Source organism: Idiomarina seosinensis, assembly GCF_044797955.1.
In the GTDB taxonomy this organism is placed as follows: domain Bacteria; phylum Pseudomonadota; class Gammaproteobacteria; order Enterobacterales; family Alteromonadaceae; genus Idiomarina; species Idiomarina seosinensis_A.
This window is the reverse complement of the sequence record NZ_CP085211.1, coordinates 14,936-38,391: the sequence shown is the minus strand read 5'-3', so window position 1 is coordinate 38,391 and position 23,456 is coordinate 14,936. Positions and strand designations below refer to the sequence as shown.

The 23,456-nt window shown below is 47.3% G+C and carries 23 protein-coding genes; 20 read left to right on the top strand and 3 right to left on the bottom strand.

Annotated elements, in window-relative coordinates:
- The first annotated feature begins 22 nt into the window (after nucleotides 1–22).
- The 17 genes from LG288_RS00180 (at nucleotide 23) to LG288_RS00100 (ending at nucleotide 15,536) form a co-directional block, all read left to right on the top strand.
- Nucleotides 23–814 (top strand): ParA family protein, encoded by a 792-nt coding sequence (locus tag LG288_RS00180; RefSeq protein WP_404400845.1) that lies wholly within the window; start codon nucleotides 23–25, stop codon nucleotides 812–814.
- A gap of 32 nt (nucleotides 815–846) precedes the next feature.
- Entirely contained in the window at nucleotides 847–1,737 is an 891-nt protein-coding gene (locus LG288_RS00175; protein ID WP_404400843.1) for a ParB/RepB/Spo0J family partition protein, read from the top strand.
- A gap of 141 nt (nucleotides 1,738–1,878) precedes the next feature.
- The gene (locus tag LG288_RS00170) at nucleotides 1,879–2,265 is read left to right on the top strand and encodes an ATP synthase subunit I (protein ID WP_404400842.1); all 387 of its coding nucleotides are present in this window, start codon (nucleotides 1,879–1,881) and stop codon (nucleotides 2,263–2,265) included.
- A gap of 12 nt (nucleotides 2,266–2,277) precedes the next feature.
- Nucleotides 2,278–3,075, top strand: coding sequence for a F0F1 ATP synthase subunit A (gene atpB, locus LG288_RS00165; protein WP_404400840.1), 798 nt, complete (start codon nucleotides 2,278–2,280; stop codon nucleotides 3,073–3,075).
- 66 nt (nucleotides 3,076–3,141) lie between these two features.
- A complete protein-coding gene (gene atpE / locus LG288_RS00160) occupies nucleotides 3,142–3,399 on the top strand; it encodes a F0F1 ATP synthase subunit C (RefSeq protein ID WP_404400838.1) in 258 nt (85 codons plus the stop codon).
- A gap of 37 nt (nucleotides 3,400–3,436) precedes the next feature.
- Nucleotides 3,437–3,907, top strand: a complete 471-nt coding sequence (gene atpF / locus LG288_RS00155) for a F0F1 ATP synthase subunit B (RefSeq protein WP_404400836.1) — start codon at nucleotides 3,437–3,439, stop codon at nucleotides 3,905–3,907.
- A 17-nt stretch (nucleotides 3,908–3,924) separates the two neighbouring features.
- Nucleotides 3,925–4,458, top strand: a complete 534-nt coding sequence (atpH, locus tag LG288_RS00150; protein ID WP_404400834.1) for a F0F1 ATP synthase subunit delta — start codon at nucleotides 3,925–3,927, stop codon at nucleotides 4,456–4,458.
- Nucleotides 4,459–4,472: 14 nt separating this feature from the next.
- Nucleotides 4,473–6,014 carry a F0F1 ATP synthase subunit alpha gene (gene atpA, locus LG288_RS00145; RefSeq protein ID WP_404400832.1) on the top strand — a complete coding sequence of 514 codons (1,542 nt, stop codon included), beginning with the start codon at nucleotides 4,473–4,475 and terminating at the stop codon, nucleotides 6,012–6,014.
- Nucleotides 6,015–6,068: 54 nt separating this feature from the next.
- Nucleotides 6,069–6,932 (top strand): F0F1 ATP synthase subunit gamma, encoded by an 864-nt coding sequence (atpG, locus tag LG288_RS00140; RefSeq protein WP_404400830.1) that lies wholly within the window; start codon nucleotides 6,069–6,071, stop codon nucleotides 6,930–6,932.
- A gap of 42 nt (nucleotides 6,933–6,974) precedes the next feature.
- Nucleotides 6,975–8,360: a F0F1 ATP synthase subunit beta gene (gene atpD, locus LG288_RS00135; RefSeq protein WP_404400828.1), complete on the top strand. Its 1,386-nt coding sequence runs from the start codon at nucleotides 6,975–6,977 to the stop codon at nucleotides 8,358–8,360.
- 17 nt (nucleotides 8,361–8,377) lie between these two features.
- Nucleotides 8,378–8,794 (top strand): F0F1 ATP synthase subunit epsilon, encoded by a 417-nt coding sequence (locus LG288_RS00130; protein WP_404400826.1) that lies wholly within the window; start codon nucleotides 8,378–8,380, stop codon nucleotides 8,792–8,794.
- 102 nt (nucleotides 8,795–8,896) lie between these two features.
- Nucleotides 8,897–10,264: a bifunctional UDP-N-acetylglucosamine diphosphorylase/glucosamine-1-phosphate N-acetyltransferase GlmU gene (gene glmU / locus LG288_RS00125; protein ID WP_404400824.1), complete on the top strand. Its 1,368-nt coding sequence runs from the start codon at nucleotides 8,897–8,899 to the stop codon at nucleotides 10,262–10,264.
- A gap of 3 nt (nucleotides 10,265–10,267) precedes the next feature.
- Nucleotides 10,268–12,100, top strand: a complete 1,833-nt coding sequence (gene glmS / locus LG288_RS00120) for a glutamine--fructose-6-phosphate transaminase (isomerizing) (protein WP_404400822.1) — start codon at nucleotides 10,268–10,270, stop codon at nucleotides 12,098–12,100.
- A 4-nt stretch (nucleotides 12,101–12,104) separates the two neighbouring features.
- Nucleotides 12,105–13,100, top strand: a complete 996-nt coding sequence (locus LG288_RS00115; protein ID WP_404400820.1) for a response regulator — start codon at nucleotides 12,105–12,107, stop codon at nucleotides 13,098–13,100.
- Nucleotides 13,093–14,043: a GGDEF domain-containing protein gene (locus tag LG288_RS00110; RefSeq protein WP_404400818.1), complete on the top strand. Its 951-nt coding sequence runs from the start codon at nucleotides 13,093–13,095 to the stop codon at nucleotides 14,041–14,043. The genes LG288_RS00115 and LG288_RS00110 overlap by 8 nt, the downstream gene beginning before the upstream one ends.
- Before the next feature lie 5 nt (nucleotides 14,044–14,048).
- Nucleotides 14,049–14,921: a cation diffusion facilitator family transporter gene (locus tag LG288_RS00105; RefSeq protein ID WP_404400816.1), complete on the top strand. Its 873-nt coding sequence runs from the start codon at nucleotides 14,049–14,051 to the stop codon at nucleotides 14,919–14,921.
- A 27-nt stretch (nucleotides 14,922–14,948) separates the two neighbouring features.
- Nucleotides 14,949–15,536, top strand: coding sequence for a glutathione S-transferase family protein (locus LG288_RS00100; protein ID WP_404400814.1), 588 nt, complete (start codon nucleotides 14,949–14,951; stop codon nucleotides 15,534–15,536).
- Nucleotides 15,537–15,538: 2 nt separating this feature from the next.
- Here the strand turns inward: LG288_RS00100 and LG288_RS00095 are convergent, their stop codons facing one another.
- Nucleotides 15,539–17,185 (bottom strand): acetolactate synthase large subunit, encoded by a 1,647-nt coding sequence (locus LG288_RS00095; RefSeq protein ID WP_404400812.1) that lies wholly within the window; start codon nucleotides 17,183–17,185, stop codon nucleotides 15,539–15,541.
- A 116-nt stretch (nucleotides 17,186–17,301) separates the two neighbouring features.
- Nucleotides 17,302–17,664 (bottom strand): DUF4168 domain-containing protein, encoded by a 363-nt coding sequence (locus LG288_RS00090; RefSeq protein WP_404400810.1) that lies wholly within the window; start codon nucleotides 17,662–17,664, stop codon nucleotides 17,302–17,304.
- A gap of 184 nt (nucleotides 17,665–17,848) precedes the next feature.
- Here LG288_RS00090 and LG288_RS00085 point away from each other — a divergent pair, with 184 nt between their 5' ends.
- Genes LG288_RS00085 through LG288_RS00075 form a run of 3 tightly spaced genes read left to right on the top strand, consistent with a single transcriptional unit; the run spans nucleotide 17,849 to nucleotide 21,396 of the window.
- Nucleotides 17,849–19,309, top strand: a complete 1,461-nt coding sequence (locus tag LG288_RS00085; RefSeq protein WP_404400808.1) for an ATP-binding protein — start codon at nucleotides 17,849–17,851, stop codon at nucleotides 19,307–19,309.
- A gap of 3 nt (nucleotides 19,310–19,312) precedes the next feature.
- Nucleotides 19,313–20,668 carry a sigma-54-dependent transcriptional regulator gene (locus LG288_RS00080; protein ID WP_404400806.1) on the top strand — a complete coding sequence of 452 codons (1,356 nt, stop codon included), beginning with the start codon at nucleotides 19,313–19,315 and terminating at the stop codon, nucleotides 20,666–20,668.
- Nucleotides 20,669–20,709: 41 nt separating this feature from the next.
- Nucleotides 20,710–21,396: a type 1 glutamine amidotransferase domain-containing protein gene (locus LG288_RS00075; RefSeq protein ID WP_404400804.1), complete on the top strand. Its 687-nt coding sequence runs from the start codon at nucleotides 20,710–20,712 to the stop codon at nucleotides 21,394–21,396.
- A 22-nt stretch (nucleotides 21,397–21,418) separates the two neighbouring features.
- Here the strand turns inward: LG288_RS00075 and LG288_RS00070 are convergent, their stop codons facing one another.
- Nucleotides 21,419–23,455 carry a TonB-dependent receptor family protein gene (locus tag LG288_RS00070; RefSeq protein ID WP_404400802.1) on the bottom strand — a complete coding sequence of 679 codons (2,037 nt, stop codon included), beginning with the start codon at nucleotides 23,453–23,455 and terminating at the stop codon, nucleotides 21,419–21,421.
- Nucleotide 23,456: the final 1 nt, after the last annotated feature.

Sequence of the window (23,456 nt, the reverse complement as noted above, 5' to 3'; positions counted from 1 at the left end):
AACAACAAGAGGTAAAACGCCCGTGGCGACTACCATTGCAATCGCAAATCAAAAAGGCGGTGTCGGCAAAACCACCACAGCAGTCAACTTAGCTGCTTCTATGGCGGCTACTCGGCGAAAAGTTTTGTTAATCGATCTCGATCCCCAGGGTAATGCAACCATGGGAAGTGGTGTCGACAAGTACGAAGTTGGCAATACCGTTTACGAACTATTAGTTGAAGAAAAGCCGGTTAAAGACGTCGTCGAAACCGACACAAACGGCAAGTATCACTTAATTGCTGCTAATTCTGATGTCACCGCCGCCGAAATAAAACTGATGGAGTTTTTTGCCCGCGAGGTACGCTTACGTAACGCTTTAAAAGCGGTTCAGGACGATTACGACTTCATTTTTATTGATTGTCCCCCATCCCTGAACCTGCTGACGGTTAATGCCATGGCCGCTGCGGATACGGTGTTAGTGCCAATGCAGTGTGAGTATTATGCTTTAGAAGGCTTAACAGCATTAATGGAAACTATCCGCCAATTGGCCGATGTGGTTAACCCGGGACTTTCAATTGAAGGTATATTACGAACCATGTACGATCCGCGGAATCGGCTGGCTAACGACGTTTCAGAGCAGTTAAAGCAACATTTTGGCGATAAGGTTTACCGTACGGTAATACCTCGTAATGTGCGGCTGGCTGAAGCGCCTTCTTTTGGCGCTCCCGCGATGTATTATGACAAATCATCGACCGGGGCAAAGGCTTATTTGTCTCTGGCTGGTGAATTAATTCGCCGCTCGGAACAACAGGCAACTGCTGAAGCTAGCTCTTAGCGAGTTATTTAATTTAAGGAAATCAGTAACTTATGTCGGCTAAAAAAAGAGGGTTAGGTCGCGGCCTCGATGCTCTGCTAACCAATAATAACGCCAGTCAGGAACGACAGTCCCAGCAGTCCGCTGAGCAAATAGTTGAAGCGGCAGAAAAAGGTGAACTACAAAAATTACCGGTTGAAAGTCTCAAGCCAGGTCGTTATCAGCCGCGTAAGGATATGTCACCCGAGGCCCTTGAAGATTTAGCTGCATCAGTCAAAGCGCAGGGCATTATTCAGCCAATTGTGGTTCGTCCTCTGCCACAGGACGAGTATGAAATTATTGCCGGTGAACGGCGTTGGCGCGCTGCTCAATTAGCCAAATTAGACCTTGTCCCCTGTTTAATTAAAGATGTCTCCGATGAGGCAGCCGTTGCTATTGCGTTGATAGAAAATATTCAGCGTGAAGATTTAAACGCTATGGAAGAAGCTACTGCGCTGCAACGTCTGCTGGATGAATTTCAGATGACTCACCAGGATGTTGCGCAGGCGGTTGGCAAGTCACGCACTACAGTAACTAATTTGCTGCGTTTGAATAACCTGGAAACGCCGGTTAAAACATTGCTAGAGCGCGGTGACATTGACTTAGGGCATGCTAAATTACTGCTGGCATTGCAAGGTGACCAGCAGGCACAAGTTGCGCAACAAATCGTAGCCAAAGATTTAACCGTGCGCGAAGCTGAAAAGTTGATTCGCGTTACATTGGAGCCGGCAAAGGTTGCAAAGCAACCTGAACCTGATGCCGACATTCAGCGATTACAAAATCAGCTGGCCGAAACCTTGGGCGCAAAGGTTGCAATAAACCATGGCCGTAAAGGTAAGGGAAAACTCGTGATCAACTACAGCAGTTTAGATGAGCTTGACGGTATTTTATCCCACATTAAATAGGCGGGTATAAGCGCCCGAAAACCAGTGATTCAGAGCCAATTTTGTTTGCAATTAACCGGTAGATCTTTATACTAGCGCGAGTTTTATACTGGCTAATAACTATTGGGTTGTAGCAACAATCAATGACCGAAAGGAAGCTATGTGTCTGAACCAATGACACGAGCAGGTAGACAACTTGCTTTTAAAATAATTGCCGGTCAATTGATGGTTCTTGCTCTGTTAACGATAATCGTAACATTGAGCTTTACAGGAAGCGCTGCCGCTGCCGTCCTACTTGGCGGATTGTCGGCCATCGTACCCAATGCTCTGTTTGCCCTAATCGCCTTTTTGCATTCGGGGGCCAGAGCAAACCAAAAAGTAGTCAAAAGTTTTTTTATCGGAGAGGGTGTAAAGCTGTTGCTGACAGCAGTTTTTATAAGCGCGCTTTTCGTATTAACAAATTTAAGTCCATTGTGGCTGTTAGGCGGCTTTGTCGGCGCTGTTTTTGCGCAGTGGATAGCACCAATTTTGTTTTTAAAATCAACGTAACTGGGAAACAACATGATAAGTGGAGAGCAAACTCCGACTCAGTACATCCAACACCACCTTCAAAATTGGACGGTGGGCGAAGGATTCTGGGCGGTGAACGTCGATACTATCTTCTGGTCCGTATTACTGGGTGTGCTGTTTTTGTGGAGCTTCCGCAAAGTCGCTAAAAAATCCTCGACTGGGGTACCTGGTAAATGGCAATGCTTTGTCGAGATGATTGTCGAGTTTGTTGACAACAGCGTCAAAGAATCCTTTCACGGCAAAGATAAACTGATCGCACCTTTGGCATTAACGATTTTCGTCTGGGTATTCCTGATGAACCTAATGGACCTGGTCCCTGTCGACTGGTTGCCAACATTGGCAATGTACGGCGGTTACTGGTTAGGTTTTGTCGATGATCCGCATGATGTTTACATGAAAGTGGTTCCAACTACGGATCTGAACACCACCTTTGCCTTAAGCTTAAGTGTTTTTGCTCTGATTATTATTTATTCAATCAGATATAAAGGTATGAAAGGTTTTGCTAAAGAAATGACGCTGACTCCCTTTAACCATTGGGCGTTTATTCCGGTTAACTTTGTTCTGGAAAGCATTACTTTACTAGCTAAGCCTGCGTCTTTAGCATTGCGGCTATTCGGTAACCTGTATGCCGGCGAACTGATCTTCATTCTTATTGCAATGATTGGACTGTTCCAGCTGCCAGCGCACTTTGCCTGGGCTGTGTTCCACATTATGGTTATTACGTTACAGGCCTTTATATTTATGATGCTGACGATTGTTTACCTGAGCATGGCATCCTCTGAACATTAATTTAATCACTAAGAGTTTTTTGTTTTACTTTTTTAACTTTAATCTACTGAAAAACTGGAGAAATCAATGGAAACTGTAGTTGCTTTTACTGCTATCGCTGTATCAATCATGATCGGTCTTGCTGCACTGGGTACGGCACTTGGCTTTGGTATGCTGGGTGGTAAGTTCCTTGAAGCTGCTGCTCGTCAACCTGAACTGGCACCTCAGCTGCAAGTTAAAATGTTTATCGTTGCGGGTCTTATCGATGCTATCGCAATGATCGGTGTTGCTGTCGCATTGCTATTTACCTTCGCTAACCCGTTCTTAACTCAGTTAGCAGGCTAAGCGCAATCCGACGGTTACCAGATAAAGGAGGTCCGTTGTGAATCTTAACCTCACATTAATCGGACAAACGATCGCGTTTGCAGTTTTCGTGTGGTTCTGCATGAAGTTTGTGTGGCCACCGATTATTAATGCTATTGAAGAACGTCAGAAGAAAATTGCTGACGGACTGAATGCAGGCGAGCGCGCTCAAAAAGATTTAGAAAAAGCTCAGCAAGAAATTGCTGAACAGCTTAAAGAAGCCAAGCAGCAATCAGCTGAAATCATTGAGCAGGCGAAAAAACGTGGCGCTAAAATTGTTGAGGAAGAAACTCAGCGCGGCCACGAAGAGCGTGAAAAAATCGTTCAGTCTGGTCATGAGGAAGTTACTGCCGAGCGCAATCGTGCCCGCGAAGAACTACGCAAGCAGGTTGCTGTGTTAGCAGTAACCGGGGCAGAAAAAATCATCGAGCGTGAAATTGATAAAGACGCTCACAGCGACATTGTTGAAAAACTGGTTGCTGAACTTTAACTGAGGGGTTAGAGCTTATGTCAGAACTGACTACGGTCGCTCGCCCTTACGCAAAAGCAGCATTTGATTTTGCTTTAGAACAGGGAGCGCTCGATAAATGGGCCGATATGCTCGAATTTGCTGCAGCGGTAGCAAAGGATGAGAGGATGGCATCGTTTTTGAGTAGCTCCTCGACTGTTGAAAAAACATCAAAAGTTTTTATTGGCGTTTGTGGCGATGAGCTTGATGAAAACGCTGAAAATTTTATTAAGGTGTTAGCTGAGAACGAACGTTTACCAGCGTTACCAGCAGTCAGTGAGCTCTATCAGACATTCCGTGCGGAATACGAAAAAGAAGTTGTTGTTGATGTTAAATCAGCAGTAAAACTGCTGAAAGCGCAACAAACAGAGTTGAGTAAAGCACTGGAAAAGCGTCTGCAACGCAAAATTAAGCTGAACTGCAGTGTCGATAAGTCCATTCTTGGTGGACTGGTTATAGAAGCAGGTGACACCGTTATCGACGGTACCTTGCGCGGCAAGTTAGATCGTCTTGCTAACGCACTGCAATCCTAATTGGGGACTTGAGCATGCAATTGAATTCAAATGAAATCGCAGAACTGATCAAACAGAGAATTGAAAAGTTCGAAGTCACCAGCGAAGCCCGCAATGAAGGTACCATTATGTCCGTACAGGACGGTATCATTCGCATCCATGGCCTTGCAGACTGCTTGCAAGGTGAGATGGTAGAGCTTCCTGGTAATCGTTACGCTATCGCACTGAACTTGGAACGTGACTCAGTAGGTGCGGTTGTTATGGGTCCTTACGCAGATTTGCAGGAAGGCACCAAAGTTAAATCAACCGGCCGTATTCTTGAAGTGCCTGTTGGTGAGAAGTTACTGGGTCGCGTAGTTAATACGCTAGGTCAGCCAATTGACGGTAAAGGACCAATCGATGCCGATGGTTACGAGCCAGTAGAAAAGATTGCCCCGGGCGTTATCGAACGTCAATCAGTTGATCAGCCGGTACAAACTGGCTACAAATCAATTGACTCGATGATTCCGGTTGGTCGTGGTCAGCGTGAGCTTATCATTGGTGACCGTCAGACCGGTAAAACGGCACTGGCTGTGGACGCTATTATTAACCAGAAGAACTCTGGCATTAAATGTGTCTATGTTGCCATCGGCCAGAAAAACTCAACCATTTCAGCGGTAGTGCGTAAGCTTGAAGAGCACGGTGCATTAGAAAACACCATCGTGGTCGCGGCTTCTGCTTCAGAATCTGCAGCTTTACAATACTTGGCAGCTTATTCTGGCTGTACTATGGGTGAGTACTTCCGTGACCGTGGCGAAGACGCGTTAATCGTATATGATGACTTGTCTAAGCAGGCCGTTGCCTATCGCCAAATTTCACTGTTGCTGCGTCGTCCTCCGGGTCGTGAGGCATTCCCTGGTGACGTTTTTTACCTTCACTCTCGTTTACTTGAGCGTGCAGCGCGTGTTAACGCCGACTACGTAGAAAAGTTCACTGACGGTAAAGTTAAAGGCCAGACTGGTTCTTTAACTGCCTTGCCTATCATTGAGACTCAGGCTGGTGACGTATCAGCATTCGTACCAACCAACGTGATATCTATCACCGATGGTCAGATCTTCCTGGAAACTGACCTGTTTAACTCGGGTATCCGCCCGGCGGTAAACGCGGGTGTTTCAGTTTCTCGTGTTGGTGGTGCAGCGCAGACTAAAATCATTAAGAAGCTTGGTGGTGGTATCCGCCTTGCACTTGCTCAGTATCGCGAATTAGCGGCTTTCGCTCAGTTTGCTTCTGACCTTGATGAGTCAACTCGTGCTCAGTTGGAACACGGTCAACGTGTTACCGAACTGATGAAACAAAAACAGTACAAGCCAATGAGCGTAGCTCAGATGGCTGTATCAATTTATGCCGTTGAAAAAGGCTTTTTGAAAGATGTGGCTATCGACAAAATCATGGATTTTGAAGAGTCGCTGCAATCCTTCATGGCGAGTGAATACTCGGAGCTAATGGCTGAGATTGATAAAACTGGCAACTATAACGACGACATCGATGCGCAATTGAAAGCAGCGCTTGAGAAATTCAAGCAAACGCAATCGTGGTAATCGGACATGGCCGCTATCGCGGCCATTTGTCGTTGAGTTAACAGGAGAATCATCATGGCCAGCGGTAAAGAGATAAAAACTCAGATCTCGAGTATCGGTAATACTCAAAAGATCACCAATGCTATGGAAATGGTTGCTGCGTCGAAGATGAAAAAGGCGCAGGAACGCATGGAGGCCAGTCGCCCTTATGCGGAAACCATTCGTAAGGTGATTGGTCATGCGGCGCGTGGTAATCTCGAATATCGTCATCCTTTTATGGAAGAGCGCGAGGTTAAGCGTGTAGGCTACATCATAGTATCGACCGACCGTGGTCTTTGTGGCGGATTGAACGCTAACGAGTTCAAGAAAGTCGTAAAGCATGCAAATGAGTGGGAAGAGCAAGGTGTAGAAGCAGATTTTGCAGCCATAGGCAGCAAGGCAACGGGTTTTTTCAAGCGCTTCGGTCAGCTGAAAGCGCAAGTGTCAGGCATGGGTGAAAAGCCTGAGCTGAAAGAAATTACCGGTTCCATCCAGGTTATGCTGGAAGCCTTTGAAGCAGGTGAAATCGATCGCTTGTACGTTGTATTTAACAAGTTTGTTAATACGATGACCCAGGAGCCGACCATTCACCAATTGTTGCCATTGCCCCAAGCGGAGTCGGACGAAGAGGTGCAAACAGGTAGCTGGGATTACCTGTATGAGCCTAATCCGGAAAGTATCCTGGATACACTGATTCGGCGTTTCGTCGAAATGGAAGTTTACCAGGGCGTAGTGGATAACTTTGCCAGCGAGCAAGCCGCTCGGATGATTGCAATGAAAGCTGCAACGGACAACGCTGAGGATATTATTGATCAACTGCAGTTGCAGTATAACAAAGCGCGTCAGGCAGCAATTACGCAAGAAATTTCGGAAATCGTATCCGGCGCCGAAGCGGTATAACGCGGCAACGGTTAACAGAATTGAAGAGTTAGAGGAAACGTCATGAGTCAAGGTAAGGTCGTACAGATTATCGGCGCCGTTGTGGATTTAGAATTTCCACAAGACGCTGTACCAAAAGTATACGACGCACTGAAAGTGACCGAAGGTGGCTTAGAAGGTTTGGTTCTCGAAGTTCAGCAACAGCTGGGCGGCGGAATCGTGCGTGCCATCGCAATGGGTACAACTGACGGTCTGCGTCGTGGTATCACCGCGGAAAACTCCGGTGATCCAATCATGGTACCAGTGGGCAAAAAGACACTGGGCCGTATTATGGATGTTTTAGGTAACCCAATTGATGAAGCGGGCCCTATCGGTGAAGAAGAGAAAATGTCGATTCACCGAGCTGCGCCAAGCTACGAAGATCAGTCCAACACCAATGAATTATTAGAAACGGGTATCAAAGTTATCGACTTGATCTGCCCGTTTGCTAAAGGCGGTAAAGTCGGTCTGTTTGGTGGTGCTGGTGTTGGTAAAACCGTTAATATGATGGAGCTTATCCGGAACATCGCCATCGAGCACAGCGGTTATTCAGTATTTGCTGGTGTTGGTGAGCGTACTCGTGAAGGTAATGACTTCTATCACGAGATGAACGATTCAAACGTTCTGGATAAAGTATCTCTGGTTTATGGCCAGATGAATGAGCCTCCCGGTAACCGTTTGCGTGTAGCCCTGACGGGTTTGACAATCGCAGAGAAATTCCGTGACGAGGGTCGCGACGTACTTTTCTTCGTGGATAACATCTACCGTTACACCCTGGCCGGTACTGAAGTATCAGCATTGTTGGGTCGTATGCCTTCAGCGGTTGGTTATCAGCCCACCCTGGCAGAAGAAATGGGTGTTCTGCAGGAACGTATCACGTCGACTAAGACCGGCTCAATCACGTCGGTACAGGCCGTTTACGTACCCGCGGATGACTTAACTGACCCATCTCCGGCAACAACCTTTGCGCACTTGGATGCAACGGTCGTACTGAACCGTGACATCGCATCACTGGGTATTTATCCTGCGGTTGATCCCCTGGATTCAACTTCTCGTCAGCTTGACCCTCAGGTTATCGGCGATGAGCACTACAATACAGCTATGGGTGTACAGGAAGTACTACAGCGCTATAAAGAACTGAAAGATATTATTGCGATTCTGGGTATGGACGAGCTGTCTGAAGAAGACAAACTGTCTGTCTCTCGTGCTCGTAAAATTCAGCGCTTCTTATCACAGCCATTCTTTGTTGCTGAAGTATTCACTGGCTCGCCAGGTAAATACGTTTCGCTTAAAGATACCATTGCCGGCTTTAAAGGCATCCTGGATGGCGACTATGATGATTTGCCTGAACAGGCATTTTACATGGTTGGTACCATCGAAGAAGCGGTCGAAAAAGGCAAAAACCTGTAACCGACCTGGAGGTTTGAATGGCCACAGAAACATTAAACTTGAGCGTTGTTAGTGCCGAAGATGAGTTGTTCTCAGGCTCGGTACAGACGGTTCAGGTTTCTGGTAGCGAAGGTGAGCTGGGAATTTACCCAGGTCACGCGCCGTTACTGACAAAGATTAAACCAGGTATGGTTCGCTATGTCAGTGAAGCGGGTGACGAAGACTTCATGTACGTTGCTGGTGGTGTATTAGAAGTTCAGCCAGGCCAGGTTATTGTTTTAGCGGACGTAGCAGTGCGTGGAGATGATTTGGACGAGCAAGCGGCTAAAGACGCACGTAAGCGTGCGGAAGAAGCGCTGGCTGACCAAAGCACGGACACAAGCTATGCGGAAGCTATTGCAGAGTTGTCACGGGCACTGGCTCAGCTTGAAGTTATTCGTAAACTTAAACGTTAAGTTTATTTAAAACTGATGAAAAGGCCCTGTTGTCCCTACAACAGGGCCTTTTTTATCTGTAAGATAAAGTATTCGTTAGGCACAAGATAAGGACATAAACCGATGAAGTTACGCATTATCATCCTGGCTGCAGGCAAAGGCACACGGATGCGTTCGAAGCTGCCGAAGGTGCTGCACAAAGTTGCTAACAAGCCCATGATAGAACACGTTATCGAGTGCGCACGGGCTTTGAACCCTTCAGCCATTGATCTCATTTATGGCCATGGAGCAGAACAACTAAAACAACGCGTAACCGGTGATGATCTTAACTGGATTGAACAACAACAGCAGCTTGGCACCGGACACGCCGTGCAACAAGCCATACCTTTTATCAAGGATGATGAAAAAGTGGTTGTTTTATACGGCGACGTGCCCCTATTAACAGCCGAAACCTTACAAGCACTTCTGGATGCAAGCGCTGATACAGACCTGGGTTTGCTGACCATGTTTTTAAATAATCCAGTTGGCTACGGGCGCATTATTCGTGACCAGGACAAACAGATTCAGGGCATTGTCGAACAAAAAGATGCGAACCTGGACCAATTACGCATTGACGAAGTTAATACCGGTATTATGGTTGCCTCGGGAGCGCCCTTTAAATCCTGGTTAAAGGATTTGAGTAACGACAATGCACAACAAGAATATTACCTCACCGATGTTGTCGCTATGGCTGCCGAGCAAGGTGTTCAAATTGCCTCAGCGCAGCCGCAGCAGACCAGCGAGGTTGAAGGTGCAAATAACCGTCAGCAGCTGGCCAGCCTGGAGCGCGCCTTTCAGTGGCGTATGGCAGAGCAAGTGATGACAGCCGGCGCTACCCTTGTGGATCCGGCCCGGTTTGACTGCCGTGGCCAATTGCAGGTTGGTGAAGACGTTGTTATTGATGTGAATGTTGTGTTTGAAGGTAATGTGCAGTTAGGCGATGGTGTGATTATTGAGCCTAACTGCGTGATTAAAGACGCAAGCATTGGAGATGGCTCGGTTATACGGGCTAACAGCCACATTGAAGGAGCTAGCTTGGGGAAAAACTGCAAGGTGGGTCCCTTCGGCCGTCTGCGGGTTGGCTCCACGTTAGCTGACGAGGCGCAAATCGGAAATTTTGTCGAAATGAAAAAAAGCCGGCTGGGCAAAGGCTCAAAAGCTAATCATTTGACTTATCTGGGGGATACCGAAGTTGGAGAATTTGCCAATATTGGCGCCGGAACCATCACCTGTAATTATGACGGGGTTAATAAATCGGTGACTGAGATAGGTGATAATGCCTTTATTGGATCCAACAGCTCACTGGTGGCGCCGGTTTCTATTGGTGCAAAAGCGACCGTGGGAGCCGGCTCGGTAATTACTCGCACGGTAGAAGCTGAAGAATTGGCTGTAGGCCGGGCAAAACAACGTAATATTAGTAACTGGCAGCGGCCTCAGAAAAAAGGAAGTTAATCTATGTGTGGCATTGTAGGAGCAACCTCAGAACGTCGTGTAAGTGACATTTTATTAGAAGGCTTAAAGCGACTGGAGTATCGGGGTTATGATTCCGCCGGTGTAGCAGTTATCGATAAAGATAACGCATTACAAAGCACGCGGCGCACCGGAAAAGTGCAGGCGCTGGTTGACGCCATAAAGGCCGAGCCGTTAGACGGAACTATTGGTATCGCCCACACCCGCTGGGCTACTCATGGCGGGGTCAGCGAAGTAAACGCTCACCCGCATCAGTCAAATGACAGTATTGCCGTAGTACACAATGGCATCATCGAAAACCATGAGTCACTGCGTGAGCAGTTACAGGCTTGCGGTTATCAGTTTAATAGCCAGACCGATACCGAAGTGATTGCTCACCTTTTGCATCAGGAGCGTCAGACCCATCCAGACTTGCTTGACGCTGTAAAGGCGGCTGTACCGCAGCTGGACGGTGCTTATGGTGCCGTGGTGATGGACACTCAGGATCCTGAACGGCTGGTTGTCGCGCGTTCAGGAAGCCCGCTGGTAATCGGGCTGGGCATTGGAGAAAACTTTGTTGCCTCGGATCAGCTGGCATTGTTGCCGGTTACGCGTAAATTCATCTATTTGGAAGAAGGCGATATTGCCGATATTACGCGGACCACGGTTCAAATTTACGATCAGCAAGGCCAGCCGGTAGAGCGAGAAATCGTTGAGTCAGATGGCGTTTATGATGCCGGCGGTAAAGGTCAGTACCGCCACTTTATGTTAAAAGAAATTCATGAGCAGCCAACGGCCGTTCGCAATACTCTGGAAGGCCGCATTTCCGATCACAGCGTACTGGACGATGCCTTTGGCAAAGGCGCTGCTGAACTATTTAGCGCTATTGAGCATGTGCAAATTATAGCCTGTGGCACCAGCTACCATGCCGGTATGGTGGCGCGTTACTGGCTGGAATCGCTGGCTAACGTGTCTTGCAGCGTCGAGATTGCTTCAGAGTTTCGTTACCGGAAATCCTATGTTCACCCCAATAGTTTGCTGGTGACCATTTCGCAAAGTGGTGAAACCGCCGATACACTGGCTGCGCTGCGTTTATCAAAAGACTTAGGTTACAAAGGAAGTCTGACCATCTGTAATGTCGCGACTTCATCGATGGTACGGGAGTCTGATTTAGCTTTTATGACACGAGCCGGAACCGAAATCGGTGTTGCGTCGACAAAAGCTTTCACTACTCAGTTGACAGGGTTGCTGATGCTGACCGTAGCCTTAGGTAAATACCGTGGCATGGCGGAACAGCAGCAAAGTGCTATAGTTAAGTCACTGCAGGCGTTGCCGACCAAACTCGAAGAGGCTGTAGCCCTTGCTGAAGAAATAGAATCATTGGCGCCGGATTTTGCCAATAAAGAACACAGTCTTTTTTTAGGGCGGGGCAATCAGTACCCTATCGCTATGGAAGGAGCGCTTAAACTTAAAGAGATTTCCTATATTCATGCCGAAGCTTATGCCGCAGGCGAACTTAAACACGGGCCGCTGGCATTAATCGATGATAACATGCCGGTTATCGTGGTAGCGCCTAACAATGAACTATTGGAAAAGCTGAAGTCTAACGTTGAAGAAGTTCGCGCCAGGGGCGGTTTGATGTATGTGTTTGCGGACAAAAACGCGCGCTTTAAAAGTGATAAAGCACTGAATGTGCTAAATGTTTGTCATTGCGACGAGATTATTGCACCCATTGTTTACACAGTGCCGTTGCAATTACTGTCGTATTTTGTCGCTATTATAAAAGGTACCGATGTTGATCAGCCGAGGAATCTGGCAAAGTCTGTAACTGTAGAATGATAAAATGAAAATAGTTATTTGTGATGATTCAAAGCTAGCCAGGAAAAGCATCGAGCGCGCACTGCCGACTGAGTGGGATATCGATGTTAGCTTCGCTGAAAACGGTGAACAAGCACTGAAGCTAATTGAGCAAGGTGCGGCAGAGTTATTATTTCTTGACCTGACAATGCCCGTTATGGATGGTTTTGCTGTCCTCGAGGCAATAAATGAGCGGCAACTGGATTGCCTTACCATTGTAGTTTCCGGTGATATCCAGCAGGAATCCCGGCAGCGTGTTAAAAAACTGGGTGCTCTTGATTTTATCAAAAAGCCTATCGATAACGATGAGCTCAATAAAGTCTTAACAGAATATGGTCTCATTCAGGAGTTATTACCGAATCATCAACAAAGAGCTGAGTTACTGACCGATCCGATCGAAGCGACGGATATCTTAAAAGAGGTCAGTAACGTGGCCTTGGGCGACGCGGCTAATCTGCTCAGCGACATGTTGGGCACCTTTGTTCACCTACCCGTTCCCAAAGTAGTAGTGACAGCGTACGAGCATTTACCCAGAATTTTGCAGTATGACCAGAACCTTCACCTGAATGCCGTTTCGGAAGGGTTTGTGGGAAATGCCGTGGCCGGCGAAGCGATTTTGTTTGTCGATAATCGCACCTTAAATGACTTACCCGAAAAACTGGCTCATTATCATCAGCATCAGTTTAAAGATGATTATCAAAGTGTTTTTCTTGATATCGCCTCAATTCTAATTGCCACTTTTCTAGAGCGCTTTGCGTCCCAACTGGACTTAGAATTTAACATTAGCCAGCCGTCGGTTATTGGTATCAGTGAACCTGCTAACAAGTTGTTTAAAGAAGCGGTAAAAGACGAACAGGTCTTAGTAATTGATATCGATTATGATATTCCTGAATATCACTTGTCCTGTGATTTATTTGTCATTTTTACTGAAAGTTCAGTTGCGGTTCTGGAAGAGCGCGCGGGGTATTTGGTCGATGCGTAATACGACGTTAAATATTGACAATATGCACTGGATTTTGCAGATCCTGCAAAATATCGAAGTTGGTCTTGTGGTTTTTGATCGCGACTATAACGTCGAGGTGTGGAATGGCTTTATGGAAAACCACAGTGGCATCAGCAGCGGTGTGGCAAAAAATAAAAATTTGTTCAGTTTACTGCCAACCCTGCCAAAAAGTTGGTTTGAGTACAAAACCGATTCGGTGTTAAAGCTAGGTATTCAGGCCCACTGCAACTGGCAGCAGGAGCCGCACAGCTTGTGCTTTGAAAATACCCGGCCGTTTACTGCCCGCTCAGAATTTATGTTCCAGAATATCACCTTATTTCCGTTATTTTCTGCTAATAAGACCATTGAGCGAGTGTGCGCCTTAATTTACGACGTTAGCGAAGAAGCCAACAGTCTTTTGCAGTTACAGTCGATAAGCCGCACAGACGCATTGACTCAACTGCTAAACCGGGGTTACTGGCAAGAGCTATTCGAACAGGAATTTGCCCGCTCGCAACGGTACGACGATAATGCGGCGGTCATATTAGTTGATATCGATAACTTTAAGACGGTTAATGATACTTATGGACATCAGGTCGGCGACAAAGCGATTCAGTTTATTGCTGAGTTAATTCAGAAAAACCAACGAGAAACTGATACCTGTGGGCGTTACGGCGGCGAAGAGTTTGTTATCACGCTACCTAAAGCCACCACCGAAGATGCGCGTCTGGTGGCTGAGCGGCTGCGGCAACAAGTCGACGACAATCCGTTGACTGTGAATATGGATGGTCAGCAACAGCAAATTGACTTAACCGTTAGTGTCGGGGTTGCCGCCATCAAAAGCAGTATGGATTCGGCTGATGACTGGCTGAAACAGGCAGATTCGGCTCTGTACCAGGCAAAAGAGCAAGGCCGTAACCGGGTGGTGGTAGCGGACTCGTAAGCCTTATGCACCAGCACTCTGAGGAAACCTCATCGACCCGTATTGGCTGGGCATTTGTACTGAACCTGGTTTTTACCATTATTGAGTTTGTTGGTGGCCTGCTGACCAACAGTACCGCTATTCTGGCTGATGCCGTGCACGATTTGGGTGACACCCTCGCGCTGGGCATGGGCTGGCTACTGAATAAATTCAGCGAAAAAGAACCGACCGCTTCCTTTAGTTATGGCTACCAGCGTTTATCCTTAGTTGCAGCCTTAATGAATGCAGTGGTGTTGATTGCAGGTTCCGGCTGGATATTAGTTGAGGCCCTGCCCCGTCTTTTTAATCCTGTAATGCCGCAAGCTGAAGGTATGATGCTACTGGCTGTATTTGGCGTCGCTGTTAACGGTTTTGCCGCATTTAAACTAAGCAAAGGTAAGACGCTCAACGAACGTGTGCTCAACTGGCATCTGCTTGAGGATGTGTTGGGCTGGATAGCTGTGTTATTGGTGTCAATTGTTCTGATGTTTGTTGATTGGCCGATACTGGATCCATTGCTTTCCATCGCCTTTACCCTTTTTATCCTGATTAACGTTTTGCGCTCACTAATCTCAACAATAAAGCTATTTATCCAGGCCACGCCAAGCAAACAAAATTATCAAAAAATCGTCAAGCAGCTGAAAATGATAAAGCACGTTGAGGACGCCCATCATATTCACTTTTGGTCGCTGGACGGAGAACAACATGTATTAACTGCGCATATTGTGGTATCAAAGGAGTTAAGTAATACTGAACGAATACAGTTAAAAGACAGTGTTTCGCAAAAGCTGGCCTCTTTTGATTTAGCACACACTACCATCGAGCTTGAATACCCTGATGAGCCGTGTCGAGATCACTAAAATTTATAATAAGCGGAGACTATTAGCATGGAACTATTTGGCAGTTACACCTCACCTTATGTTAGGCATATACGCATTGCTTTGGCCGAAACAAAAACTAAGTTTTCATTTACCGAAGCAGATTATGCCATGAGCGCTAAGCTTTCTCCTGCCAAGAAAGTGCCCTTCTTGCACCACAATGATTTGCGTTTGCATGATTCCAGCAGCATTTTAAAATATGTTAGGGAAAAAGCCGGTGAACGTTACTTTGCTGATAAAAAGGACTATGACCAGTACTGTCTGGTTAATACCGCAATGGATGCCAGCATCAATATTTTTTTACTGGGCAAAGAAAATCTCACACCAGAAAACACTCAGTATCTTCAGCGCCAGCAGCATCGTGTTAACGATATTTTGAAACTGATGGAAAATAAAGATCATGCGGTCGCTTATGAAGGCCCTCATCCTTTTAGCGACGGCGAGTTACGACTAGGCTGTTTCTTAAGCTGGGGTCTGTTTCGTCAGCGCTTCTCTTTGGATGAGTATCCGCAACTGCTGGAGTTTGTTGATAAGCTTAACGACTACCCCACATTTGCAGAAACTCACCCAGAAGCAAAATCACAAATCACTGAATAAAACTAGTCAGTAATTTGTGCTGCCCGCTTAGGGATTTCCTGGTTTAACAGCTGGTTGTTCATGGAGTAATCAACGGGAACATCAATTAGATGGACACCGCCCTGCTCCATGCACTTTTTCATTAGCGGTTGTAACTCGCCTGTTTCGCTTAAGCGGTAGCCGCTGGCGCCATAGGCTTCGGCGTACTTAACGAAGTCCGGATTAGCAAAATCGAGTCCAAAGTCACTCAGCTGCATCTGTTGCTGCTTCCATTTAATCATGCCGTAGGCATTGTCATTTAAAATCAGAACGACCAGGTCAAGGCCCATGCGAACGGCGGTTTCTAACTCCTGCGAATTCATCATAAAGCCGCCATCACCGCAAACCGCAACGACTTTTTTATCAGGGAAAACCAGTTTGGCAGCCATTGCCGATGGCAAACCTGCCCCCATTGAGGCTAATGCGTTATCCAGCAACACGGTATTGGGCTGACGTGCTGGATAATTGCGGGCAAACCAAATTTTATAAATGCCGTTATCTAAGGCGATAATGCCGTCATCAGGCATGACCTCACGAACTTCTTCGACCAGACGTTGGGGCAGCAGCGGAAAGCGGTCGTCGTTAGCTCCCTCATCGGTGTGATCTCGCATCCGGTCGCGCACTTCATCCATAAAATTAAAATCCCAGTGGGGTTGTGGTTCTATGCCCTCTTTAAGCTGCCAGATGCTGTTGCCGATGTCGCCAATCATACTGGCGTGAGGAAAATAGACGGCGTCCACTTCGGCACTCTGAAAGTTAATGTGAACTACTTTACGAGAGCTTTCGCGCATCATAAAAGGTGGTTTCTCGATAACATCGTGGCCGACATTCAGTATTAAGTCCGATTTTTCGATGGCCCGGTGCGGGTAATCACCATCAGACACAGCCGCATTGCCCAGCCATTTGGGGTGGTCTTCATTAATAACCCCTTTGCCCATTTGCGTAGTAATAAAGGGTATACCGGTTTTATCAACAAAGGCGCGGAGCATTTTTGCGGTAATTTTACGGTTCGCGGCAGCACCGATTAATAAGACCGGATGTTTAGCCTGTTTTAAAAGCTCCAGAACATGGGTGACGGCTTTATATTCAGGAATGGGACGCCGGTAAAAACTGGCTTCGATAGGAGCAGCGTCAATCTCCTCGCGGGCAATATCATCTGACAGCTCCAGGTGAGAGGCCCCGGGGCGTTCTTCTTCAGCGCGGCGAAAGGCCTCGCGAACATGGGCCGGGATAGTTTTCGCACTGATAATCGGTTGCGTGTATTTGGTGATGGGCGTCATCATGTCGACTACATCAATAATTTGGAACTGCCCTTGCTGGCGCTCTTTGATTGGCTTTTGGCCGGTTATAACGACCATCGGCATGGCACCGAGTTGTGCGTAAGCAACCGGCGTTACTAAATTTGTCGCGCCCGGACCCAGCGTAGACAGGCAAACCCCGGGTTTACCTGTTAAACGACCATAAGTTGCTGCCATAAAGCCGGCGCCCTGCTCATGCCGTGTAATGATCAGTTTAATTGAGGATTTGGACAGGGACTCAAGTAAATCCAGGTTTTCTTCGCCAGGGATTCCGAACAGGTATTCAACACCTTCATTTTCCAGTGCTTTGATCATGAGATCTGATGCTTTCACGGCAAATACTCCTTGCTAGTGCACAGCTATTATCTGAATTTACGTAAAGCATAGTGCATATGATCAAAAAAGGCGGCTTATCGCTAAGCCGCCTTTTTTTTAAGCAATGCGAGAACTTACGCGTCGCCGGTCATTTCTTGCAGACGTGTACGCAATTCTTCATCGTTTTGCGCCTGTTGAATGATCATGTTGTATTGCTCTGGCGTCAGGCCTGCACTTTCAACTGCAGCAATCATTTCTTCCTGAGCTGCCTGTTGGATGGTTTGTGCTTCTTCCTGGTTTTCAGCGTTCTGGAATTTTGCGCGATATTCTTCTGTAACTTCCTGAACACCTTCCATAGCGGTTACGAACTTAACCAGCATACCTTCAGTAATTTCTACTGACTGTTGAGCCATTTGTTGCTCAGCACTTTCCTGAGCAATAGCTGTGGTTGAACCAAACGCCATAATTGCGGCCAAAGCGATCATTGTCTTTTTCATCGTAAACTCCTAACGTTTATTAGAACTCAATTTGTACACCATTAAAATTTTCACAGGTATCTTTGCTAACTTCGTGCCAACTTTGTAAGTAACTGAATTGTGAAGGTTTATTTTATATGGCGGTTTTTGATTAGGAAGTTATTTGAAAAAAGTGTATCGTTTATACACAGTCTAAGGAGATAAAGTGACAAAAAGATACAGCCTGAATCTTTCAAGCCTACAAAAACGCTTACTAATTTATGTCGTTATTCCGATGATCGTATTTTCGGGCGCGGCGATTTCTTTTGGCTTACAAATAGCTGCAACAGAGGAAGAGCAGCGATTAAAGGCCGATTTAGAGCTGCTGGGAAGAGCGATTAGTCTGCCGTTGAGTGATGCTTTAATAAGTGGTGACTTATCAGCGGTACAAGCGAATCTAGACTCAGTTTTTTCGATAGGTCGTGTCTACGGCGCGTCGGTATACAACGTCAGCGGGGAGCAAGTCGCTGAAGCGGGTATTACTGAAACCGACTTATCGAACAGTTTTTTGGCTCAGCAGACGGTGGAAACCGGTATTACGCAGGATGACTACCGAAAGGTTGAAGGCCAGGATGTTTTTTCGCAGTTTTTACCTATTATCGATCGTGGCGGACGCATCATTGGGCTGTTACAAATTAACCGAAAAGCCAGTGATTTTGATGATCGGTTTGCCCAGTTAAGCCAGGTAGCCTGGCTTAGCTGGGCGCTGTTTGCAGTGGTCACTATTGCCGTCCTGATTTTTGGCCATTATCGCGGTGTCGGGCGTCATGTGGTTGAACTTAAAAACGCCATGCGCCGGGTTGCTGAGGGTGATCGGAGCAGTCGCGTAAATCCCGATGGCCCCACTGAAATTGCCGAAATCAGTGAGGGACTGAATCGCATGCTCGATAGTATTGCCGAGGCAGAAAAAGAACTTCAGTTAACGCGCCAGCAGGAAGCTAAGCTGCAGCAGGCATTAAGAGAGCAGGAAAAAATGGCAGCTATTGGCAGCGTGGCCAGCGGTGTCGCTCATGAGCTTGGGGCCCCGCTGACGGTCATAGATGCTCGCGCAAAGCGCCTATTAAAAGAACAGACAACCGATAAGGATCGGCGCCAGTTAATGGCAGTTCGGGGCCAGGTTCAGCGTTTAACCGGCCTGGTCAATCAGTTGTTAGCGTTTTCCCGCACTCCGGTTCAGGAGCGGCGTTTAATTAGCGCTGCAACGCTAGTTCAGCGCGCTGTCGAGAATTTAAACTACGAACGCGACAATGATGCGCTGGTCATAACCGTTAAGGACGTTACCCCATTAACCTTAAATGTTGATGAGAAACGCCTGGAGTTGGCTTTAATTAATGTATTAAGAAACGCATTACAGGCGGCAACAAAAGAAGTTGTCGTTACAGTCATGCCGTCTGAGGGATTCGCAAAGTTTTCTGTCTGTGATGATGGCGAAGGCATTAAACCCACTATGAAAGAGCGGGCAACACAACCTTTTAGCAGCGATAAACCTCAGGGTCAGGGTACCGGCCTAGGATTGACCATAGTGAGCCACGTCATGGCTGACCATGGCGGCTCAATGCAGTTAAAAAATCAAACTCAGGGGGGATGTTGTGTGGCTTTATACCTGCCACTGCATCAGGAGCAATAAGTTATGTCGTATAAGTATGCTCAACTAGCGGTTATCGAAGATGATCCGGCGTTAAATGAATTATTAGTCGAAGAGCTGGAGGCGGAAGGCTTTAACGTCGACTATTTTGATAGTGTCGAATCTTTTCAGCAGCAACAGGCAACCTATGATTTAATCATTAGTGATATCCGCTTACCCGGGATTTCGGGTTTATCGTTACTGGACTGGATAAAGCAGCAGCAGTTACCGCCGGCGTTATTGCTGATTACGGCGTTTGGGACGGTAGATCAGGCGGTTGATGCTCTAAAAAAAGGAGCCGCCGATTTTTTGACTAAACCGCTGGATATTGAACACTTGCTGCTGAGTGTACAGCGTATACTTGAACACCGTACGGTAAAACAAGAATTAGAGCGGTTTAAAAGCCAGCAGGCAGGGCCCGGCGGAATTATTGGTCAAAGCCCCGCTATGCGAAAGCTGTACGAACAAATTGAACAGATAGCAGCGGTAGATGGCAGTGTATTGATTCTCGGCGAGAGTGGCACGGGTAAGGAGTTGGTCGCTAAAGCGATACACCAATACAGCCCCCGGGCAGAACAACCCTTTCAGGCAGTTAATTGCGCGGGTATTCCGTCTGAGTTAATGGAAAGCGAGTTTTTTGGTCACGAAGCCGGCTCTTTCAGTGGTGCTAAGGGTAAGCGCCAGGGACTGTTGAAGCAGGCGGATGGCGGTACACTGCTGTTGGACGAAATCGGTGAAATGCCAATGTCACTGCAGGCAAAACTACTGAGGGTTCTGCAGGAAGGGACAATTCGTGCCGTAGGCAGCGATAAAGAAGAAACGGTGGATGTGAGAATTTTAGCAGCGACCCACCAAAATCTTGAGCAGAAGGTAACCGAGGGAAGTTTTCGGCAAGATCTTTTTTATCGTCTGGAAACTTTTTCGATAACGGTGCCACCACTGCGTGACCGGGGCGAAGACATTGAACGCCTGGTGCGGCATTTCATTGCCCTAATGCAGCAACAGAGTGATAAGCAGTTAAAAGATATCAGCAGTGATGCCTTAGATGCGTTATTTAATTATCCCTTTCCGGGTAACGTGCGGGAACTGCAAAATGCCATAGAACGGGCTGCCGCTTTCAGCACTAACGGCCTGATTAACCAGCAGGATCTTCCGGCCCGCATTGTTGAATACGATGCCGGGGGACAGGTGCAACAGCCTGCGGCCTGGCCGACACTACAGCAAGTGCAGCAGGATTACGTTGACCAGGTTTTAAAACATGTCGACGGTAACAAGTCAAAAGCCGCGGAATTATTAGGTGTTACACGCAGGACACTGTACCGTTGGCTGGATGATACGGGTGATCAAAGAGACCCGGAGTAACGTAATTTATTTTTATAAGTTAATGTTTTAAGGAGTTAAACGTGAATATTTTAATGGTTTTAACATCGCACGATAAGCTTGGCGATAGTGGCAATAAAACAGGCTTTTGGGTAGAGGAATTTGCTGCTCCTTACTACGTATTTACTGATGCTGGTTGTGAAGTCACGCTAGCTTCTCCAGCGGGAGGTAAACCACCCATTGACCCAAACAGTCAGGCTGAAGAGGCACAAACTGAGGCCACAAAGCGTTTTGACCATGACGAAAAATTACAGAATAAGTTGTCTTCAACCTGTAAGCTTGACGAAATTGACGTTGATGACTTTGATGCGATTTTTTACCCGGGTGGCCATGGTCCGTTGTGGGATTTAACCGAAGATGCCAAGTCAATTCATTTAATCGAGCAATTCTGCAGCAAAGGAAAACCGGTTGCTGCGGTCTGTCATGCACCGGCAGTGCTGCTTAATGCAAAAACTCCAGAAGGCGATCCCATTGTGCTGGGCAGAACTGTTACCGGCTTCAGTAACAGCGAAGAAGAGGCAGTCGGCTTAACGTCGGTCGTTCCTTTCCTGGTGGAGGATGAGTTGAAAGAAAAAGGTGCTCATTACCGTAAAGTTGATGACTGGCAAGCCTATGTCGTACAGGATGGCATGTTCATCACGGGTCAAAATCCCGCTTCATCAGAACAGGCAGCAGAGCGGCTTTTGGATGTATTAAGAGCGACAACTTAAGCTGCCGCTCTTAATAGCAGGTTTAAAAGCGTCGGTGCCAGTTCAGGCCGACGCTGACCTCGCGGCCGATACCAGGCTCAAAAGCCCGTCCACTGCCCTGGTTAACAACTACCGCACCAACGTACTCTTTATCCGTTAAGTTATCTACCAGCAGCCAGCCATTGAACTGATGTTTTCCTAAATTCCAGGTTTTTTCTATGGCGGCGTCAAACAAGGTATAGGAAGGCGCTGCAACCATATTATCGTCAGAACTGTAGGTGTCTCCCCGGTAACGGGCTGACAGCTTGAATTGCCACTGCTGCGGCAAAGTCCATTTTAAACGCCCAAACAATTGCTGATCTGAAACACCGGGTAAGCGATTACCTGCCAGCGACCCGGAGTCAAATTCGGCGACGATATCGGTATAGGAAAAATAAGCTTGCAGGGTATCAAAAATATCTCCCTCAGCAGAGAACTCGGCGCCGTAGCGGCTTGTTTTGGTCGCATTGCGATAGGTCGTCCGGCCATCGATTGAGCGGTCTACCAGTATTTCGTTATTGCTACGGATATCAAATAAAGATAAGCCAAGACGCCAGTTCTGAAAAACAAGGGCTTTCAGGCCAATTTCCAGTTGCTCGTTGGTCGAAGGCGATAGCTGCTCGTTTAAGCCACTGCCTTCGTTGCGATAGGCAAGCTCTGTTAAGGTCGGAGTTTCAAAACCTTCGCCATAACTCAGATAACTGCTCAACCGATCATTGATTTGCCAGGTTAAGGCTCCGGCAAATGACAGCTCATCAAATTCTTTAGAACCACTATCGTCAGGGTTTTGTTCGTTTATGTAAAAGTCGTTAACCTGGTAATCCAGCCAATTATAACGGACCCCGGCATCGACCGACCAATTACTGTTTAATTCCCACTTAGCCCGGCTGTACAGGCTATGGCTTTTTATATGGTTAAACTCGTCCCGTCGTAACTGACCCTTGTCGCCCATTTCGTTAACAAAACCTTTTCGATGATCCTGTTGGTTTTCTAACATCCAGCCAGCGGACACGGCCAAGGTTTCAGCCGCCTGCCAGCGACTGTAGGCGTGCAGACCTTCAAACTGGCGCGACAAGTCGATAACCGCCCCGGAACTGGTCATGCCGTCGCCGCTAAAGGGTAAGAATTGCTCAATGTCACGGTCGCCCTGCCAGACGGACACCCGGTGATTCACCGAGTCGGCTTCGTAAAACCAGCTGAGTGAGCCCTGCCGATGATGGATAGATTTCCGCGTATTAAAATCAATAGCCCGCTGTACCGTTTGTTCAGGGTTTTGCCGAAAAGCTGAAGGTGTCAGCGCGCTGGGGTCTTGCAGCAAAGGGGCGTAATTATTGTCATAACGAAACACCAGCCGTTGATGTTCAGTTACCTGACTAAACCAGCGAAAAGCCTGTTGCTGGCGCTCAGCGCTATTGTGTGGTCTGGGTCCGTCAGTGGTAAAGTCTGAGGCTAACAAGCGCAACTGTTGGTCGTCATTAACATAGCTACCATCGACCGTGTAGCGTTGTAAATCGTTAGCCGATTGCTGTGTGGCCAGGCTGAACTTTGAGTCCCGGGGAGCACGACTTTGCCATTCTACGACACCGCCGGCGGCATTTCCGTAAAGGACTGCTAAAGGTCCACGTAAAACCTCAAGGGAGTTAATTTCGTCCAGTAAGATGCTTGAGGTTTGTGCCTGCCCGTCCGGCATCGATAGCGGGATTCCGTCGACATTTAACTGAATCCCCCGCACACCAAACGCGGCTCTTGCGCCAAAACCGCGAACGACCAGGCGCGAATCTTGTGCGTAATTATAACGGCTATCTGCCTGGATGCCCGGGACACCTTCTAAGGCGTCGCCGGCATCGATATTCAGTGACGGCAACTGCTGCTCTACGTCAATGCGGGTGATACTGGCTGGGGTTGTTAACCAGGGACTTTCTGTTTGTGTGGCGGTAACCACGAGCCGTTCGTCAATGCTTTGTGTTTGAGCAAAAGCCGGAAGGCCATAATAAAGAGGAGCTGTCATAAGTGACAGCCCCAATAAGTTAGAATACTTCATT

Excerpts from the sequence above, each read along its gene's own strand:
- LG288_RS00175 (WP_404400843.1), top strand. The coding sequence starts at position 847 with ATGTCGGCTAAAAAAAGAGGGTTAGGTCGCGGCCTCGATGCTCTGCTA.
- atpB (WP_404400840.1), top strand. The coding sequence starts at position 2,278 with ATGATAAGTGGAGAGCAAACTCCGACTCAGTACATCCAACACCACCTT.
- atpE (WP_404400838.1), top strand. The coding sequence starts at position 3,142 with ATGGAAACTGTAGTTGCTTTTACTGCTATCGCTGTATCAATCATGATC.
- atpH (WP_404400834.1), top strand. The coding sequence starts at position 3,925 with ATGTCAGAACTGACTACGGTCGCTCGCCCTTACGCAAAAGCAGCATTT.
- atpA (WP_404400832.1), top strand. The coding sequence starts at position 4,473 with ATGCAATTGAATTCAAATGAAATCGCAGAACTGATCAAACAGAGAATT.
- atpG (WP_404400830.1), top strand. The coding sequence starts at position 6,069 with ATGGCCAGCGGTAAAGAGATAAAAACTCAGATCTCGAGTATCGGTAAT.
- atpD (WP_404400828.1), top strand. The coding sequence starts at position 6,975 with ATGAGTCAAGGTAAGGTCGTACAGATTATCGGCGCCGTTGTGGATTTA.
- LG288_RS00130 (WP_404400826.1), top strand. The coding sequence starts at position 8,378 with ATGGCCACAGAAACATTAAACTTGAGCGTTGTTAGTGCCGAAGATGAG.
- glmU (WP_404400824.1), top strand. The coding sequence starts at position 8,897 with ATGAAGTTACGCATTATCATCCTGGCTGCAGGCAAAGGCACACGGATG.
- glmS (WP_404400822.1), top strand. The coding sequence starts at position 10,268 with ATGTGTGGCATTGTAGGAGCAACCTCAGAACGTCGTGTAAGTGACATT.
- LG288_RS00115 (WP_404400820.1), top strand. The coding sequence starts at position 12,105 with ATGAAAATAGTTATTTGTGATGATTCAAAGCTAGCCAGGAAAAGCATC.
- LG288_RS00110 (WP_404400818.1), top strand. The coding sequence starts at position 13,093 with ATGCGTAATACGACGTTAAATATTGACAATATGCACTGGATTTTGCAG.
- LG288_RS00105 (WP_404400816.1), top strand. The coding sequence starts at position 14,049 with ATGCACCAGCACTCTGAGGAAACCTCATCGACCCGTATTGGCTGGGCA.
- LG288_RS00100 (WP_404400814.1), top strand. The coding sequence starts at position 14,949 with ATGGAACTATTTGGCAGTTACACCTCACCTTATGTTAGGCATATACGC.
- LG288_RS00090 (WP_404400810.1), bottom strand. The coding sequence starts at position 17,664 with ATGAAAAAGACAATGATCGCTTTGGCCGCAATTATGGCGTTTGGTTCA.
- LG288_RS00080 (WP_404400806.1), top strand. The coding sequence starts at position 19,313 with ATGTCGTATAAGTATGCTCAACTAGCGGTTATCGAAGATGATCCGGCG.
- LG288_RS00070 (WP_404400802.1), bottom strand. The coding sequence starts at position 23,455 with ATGAAGTATTCTAACTTATTGGGGCTGTCACTTATGACAGCTCCTCTT.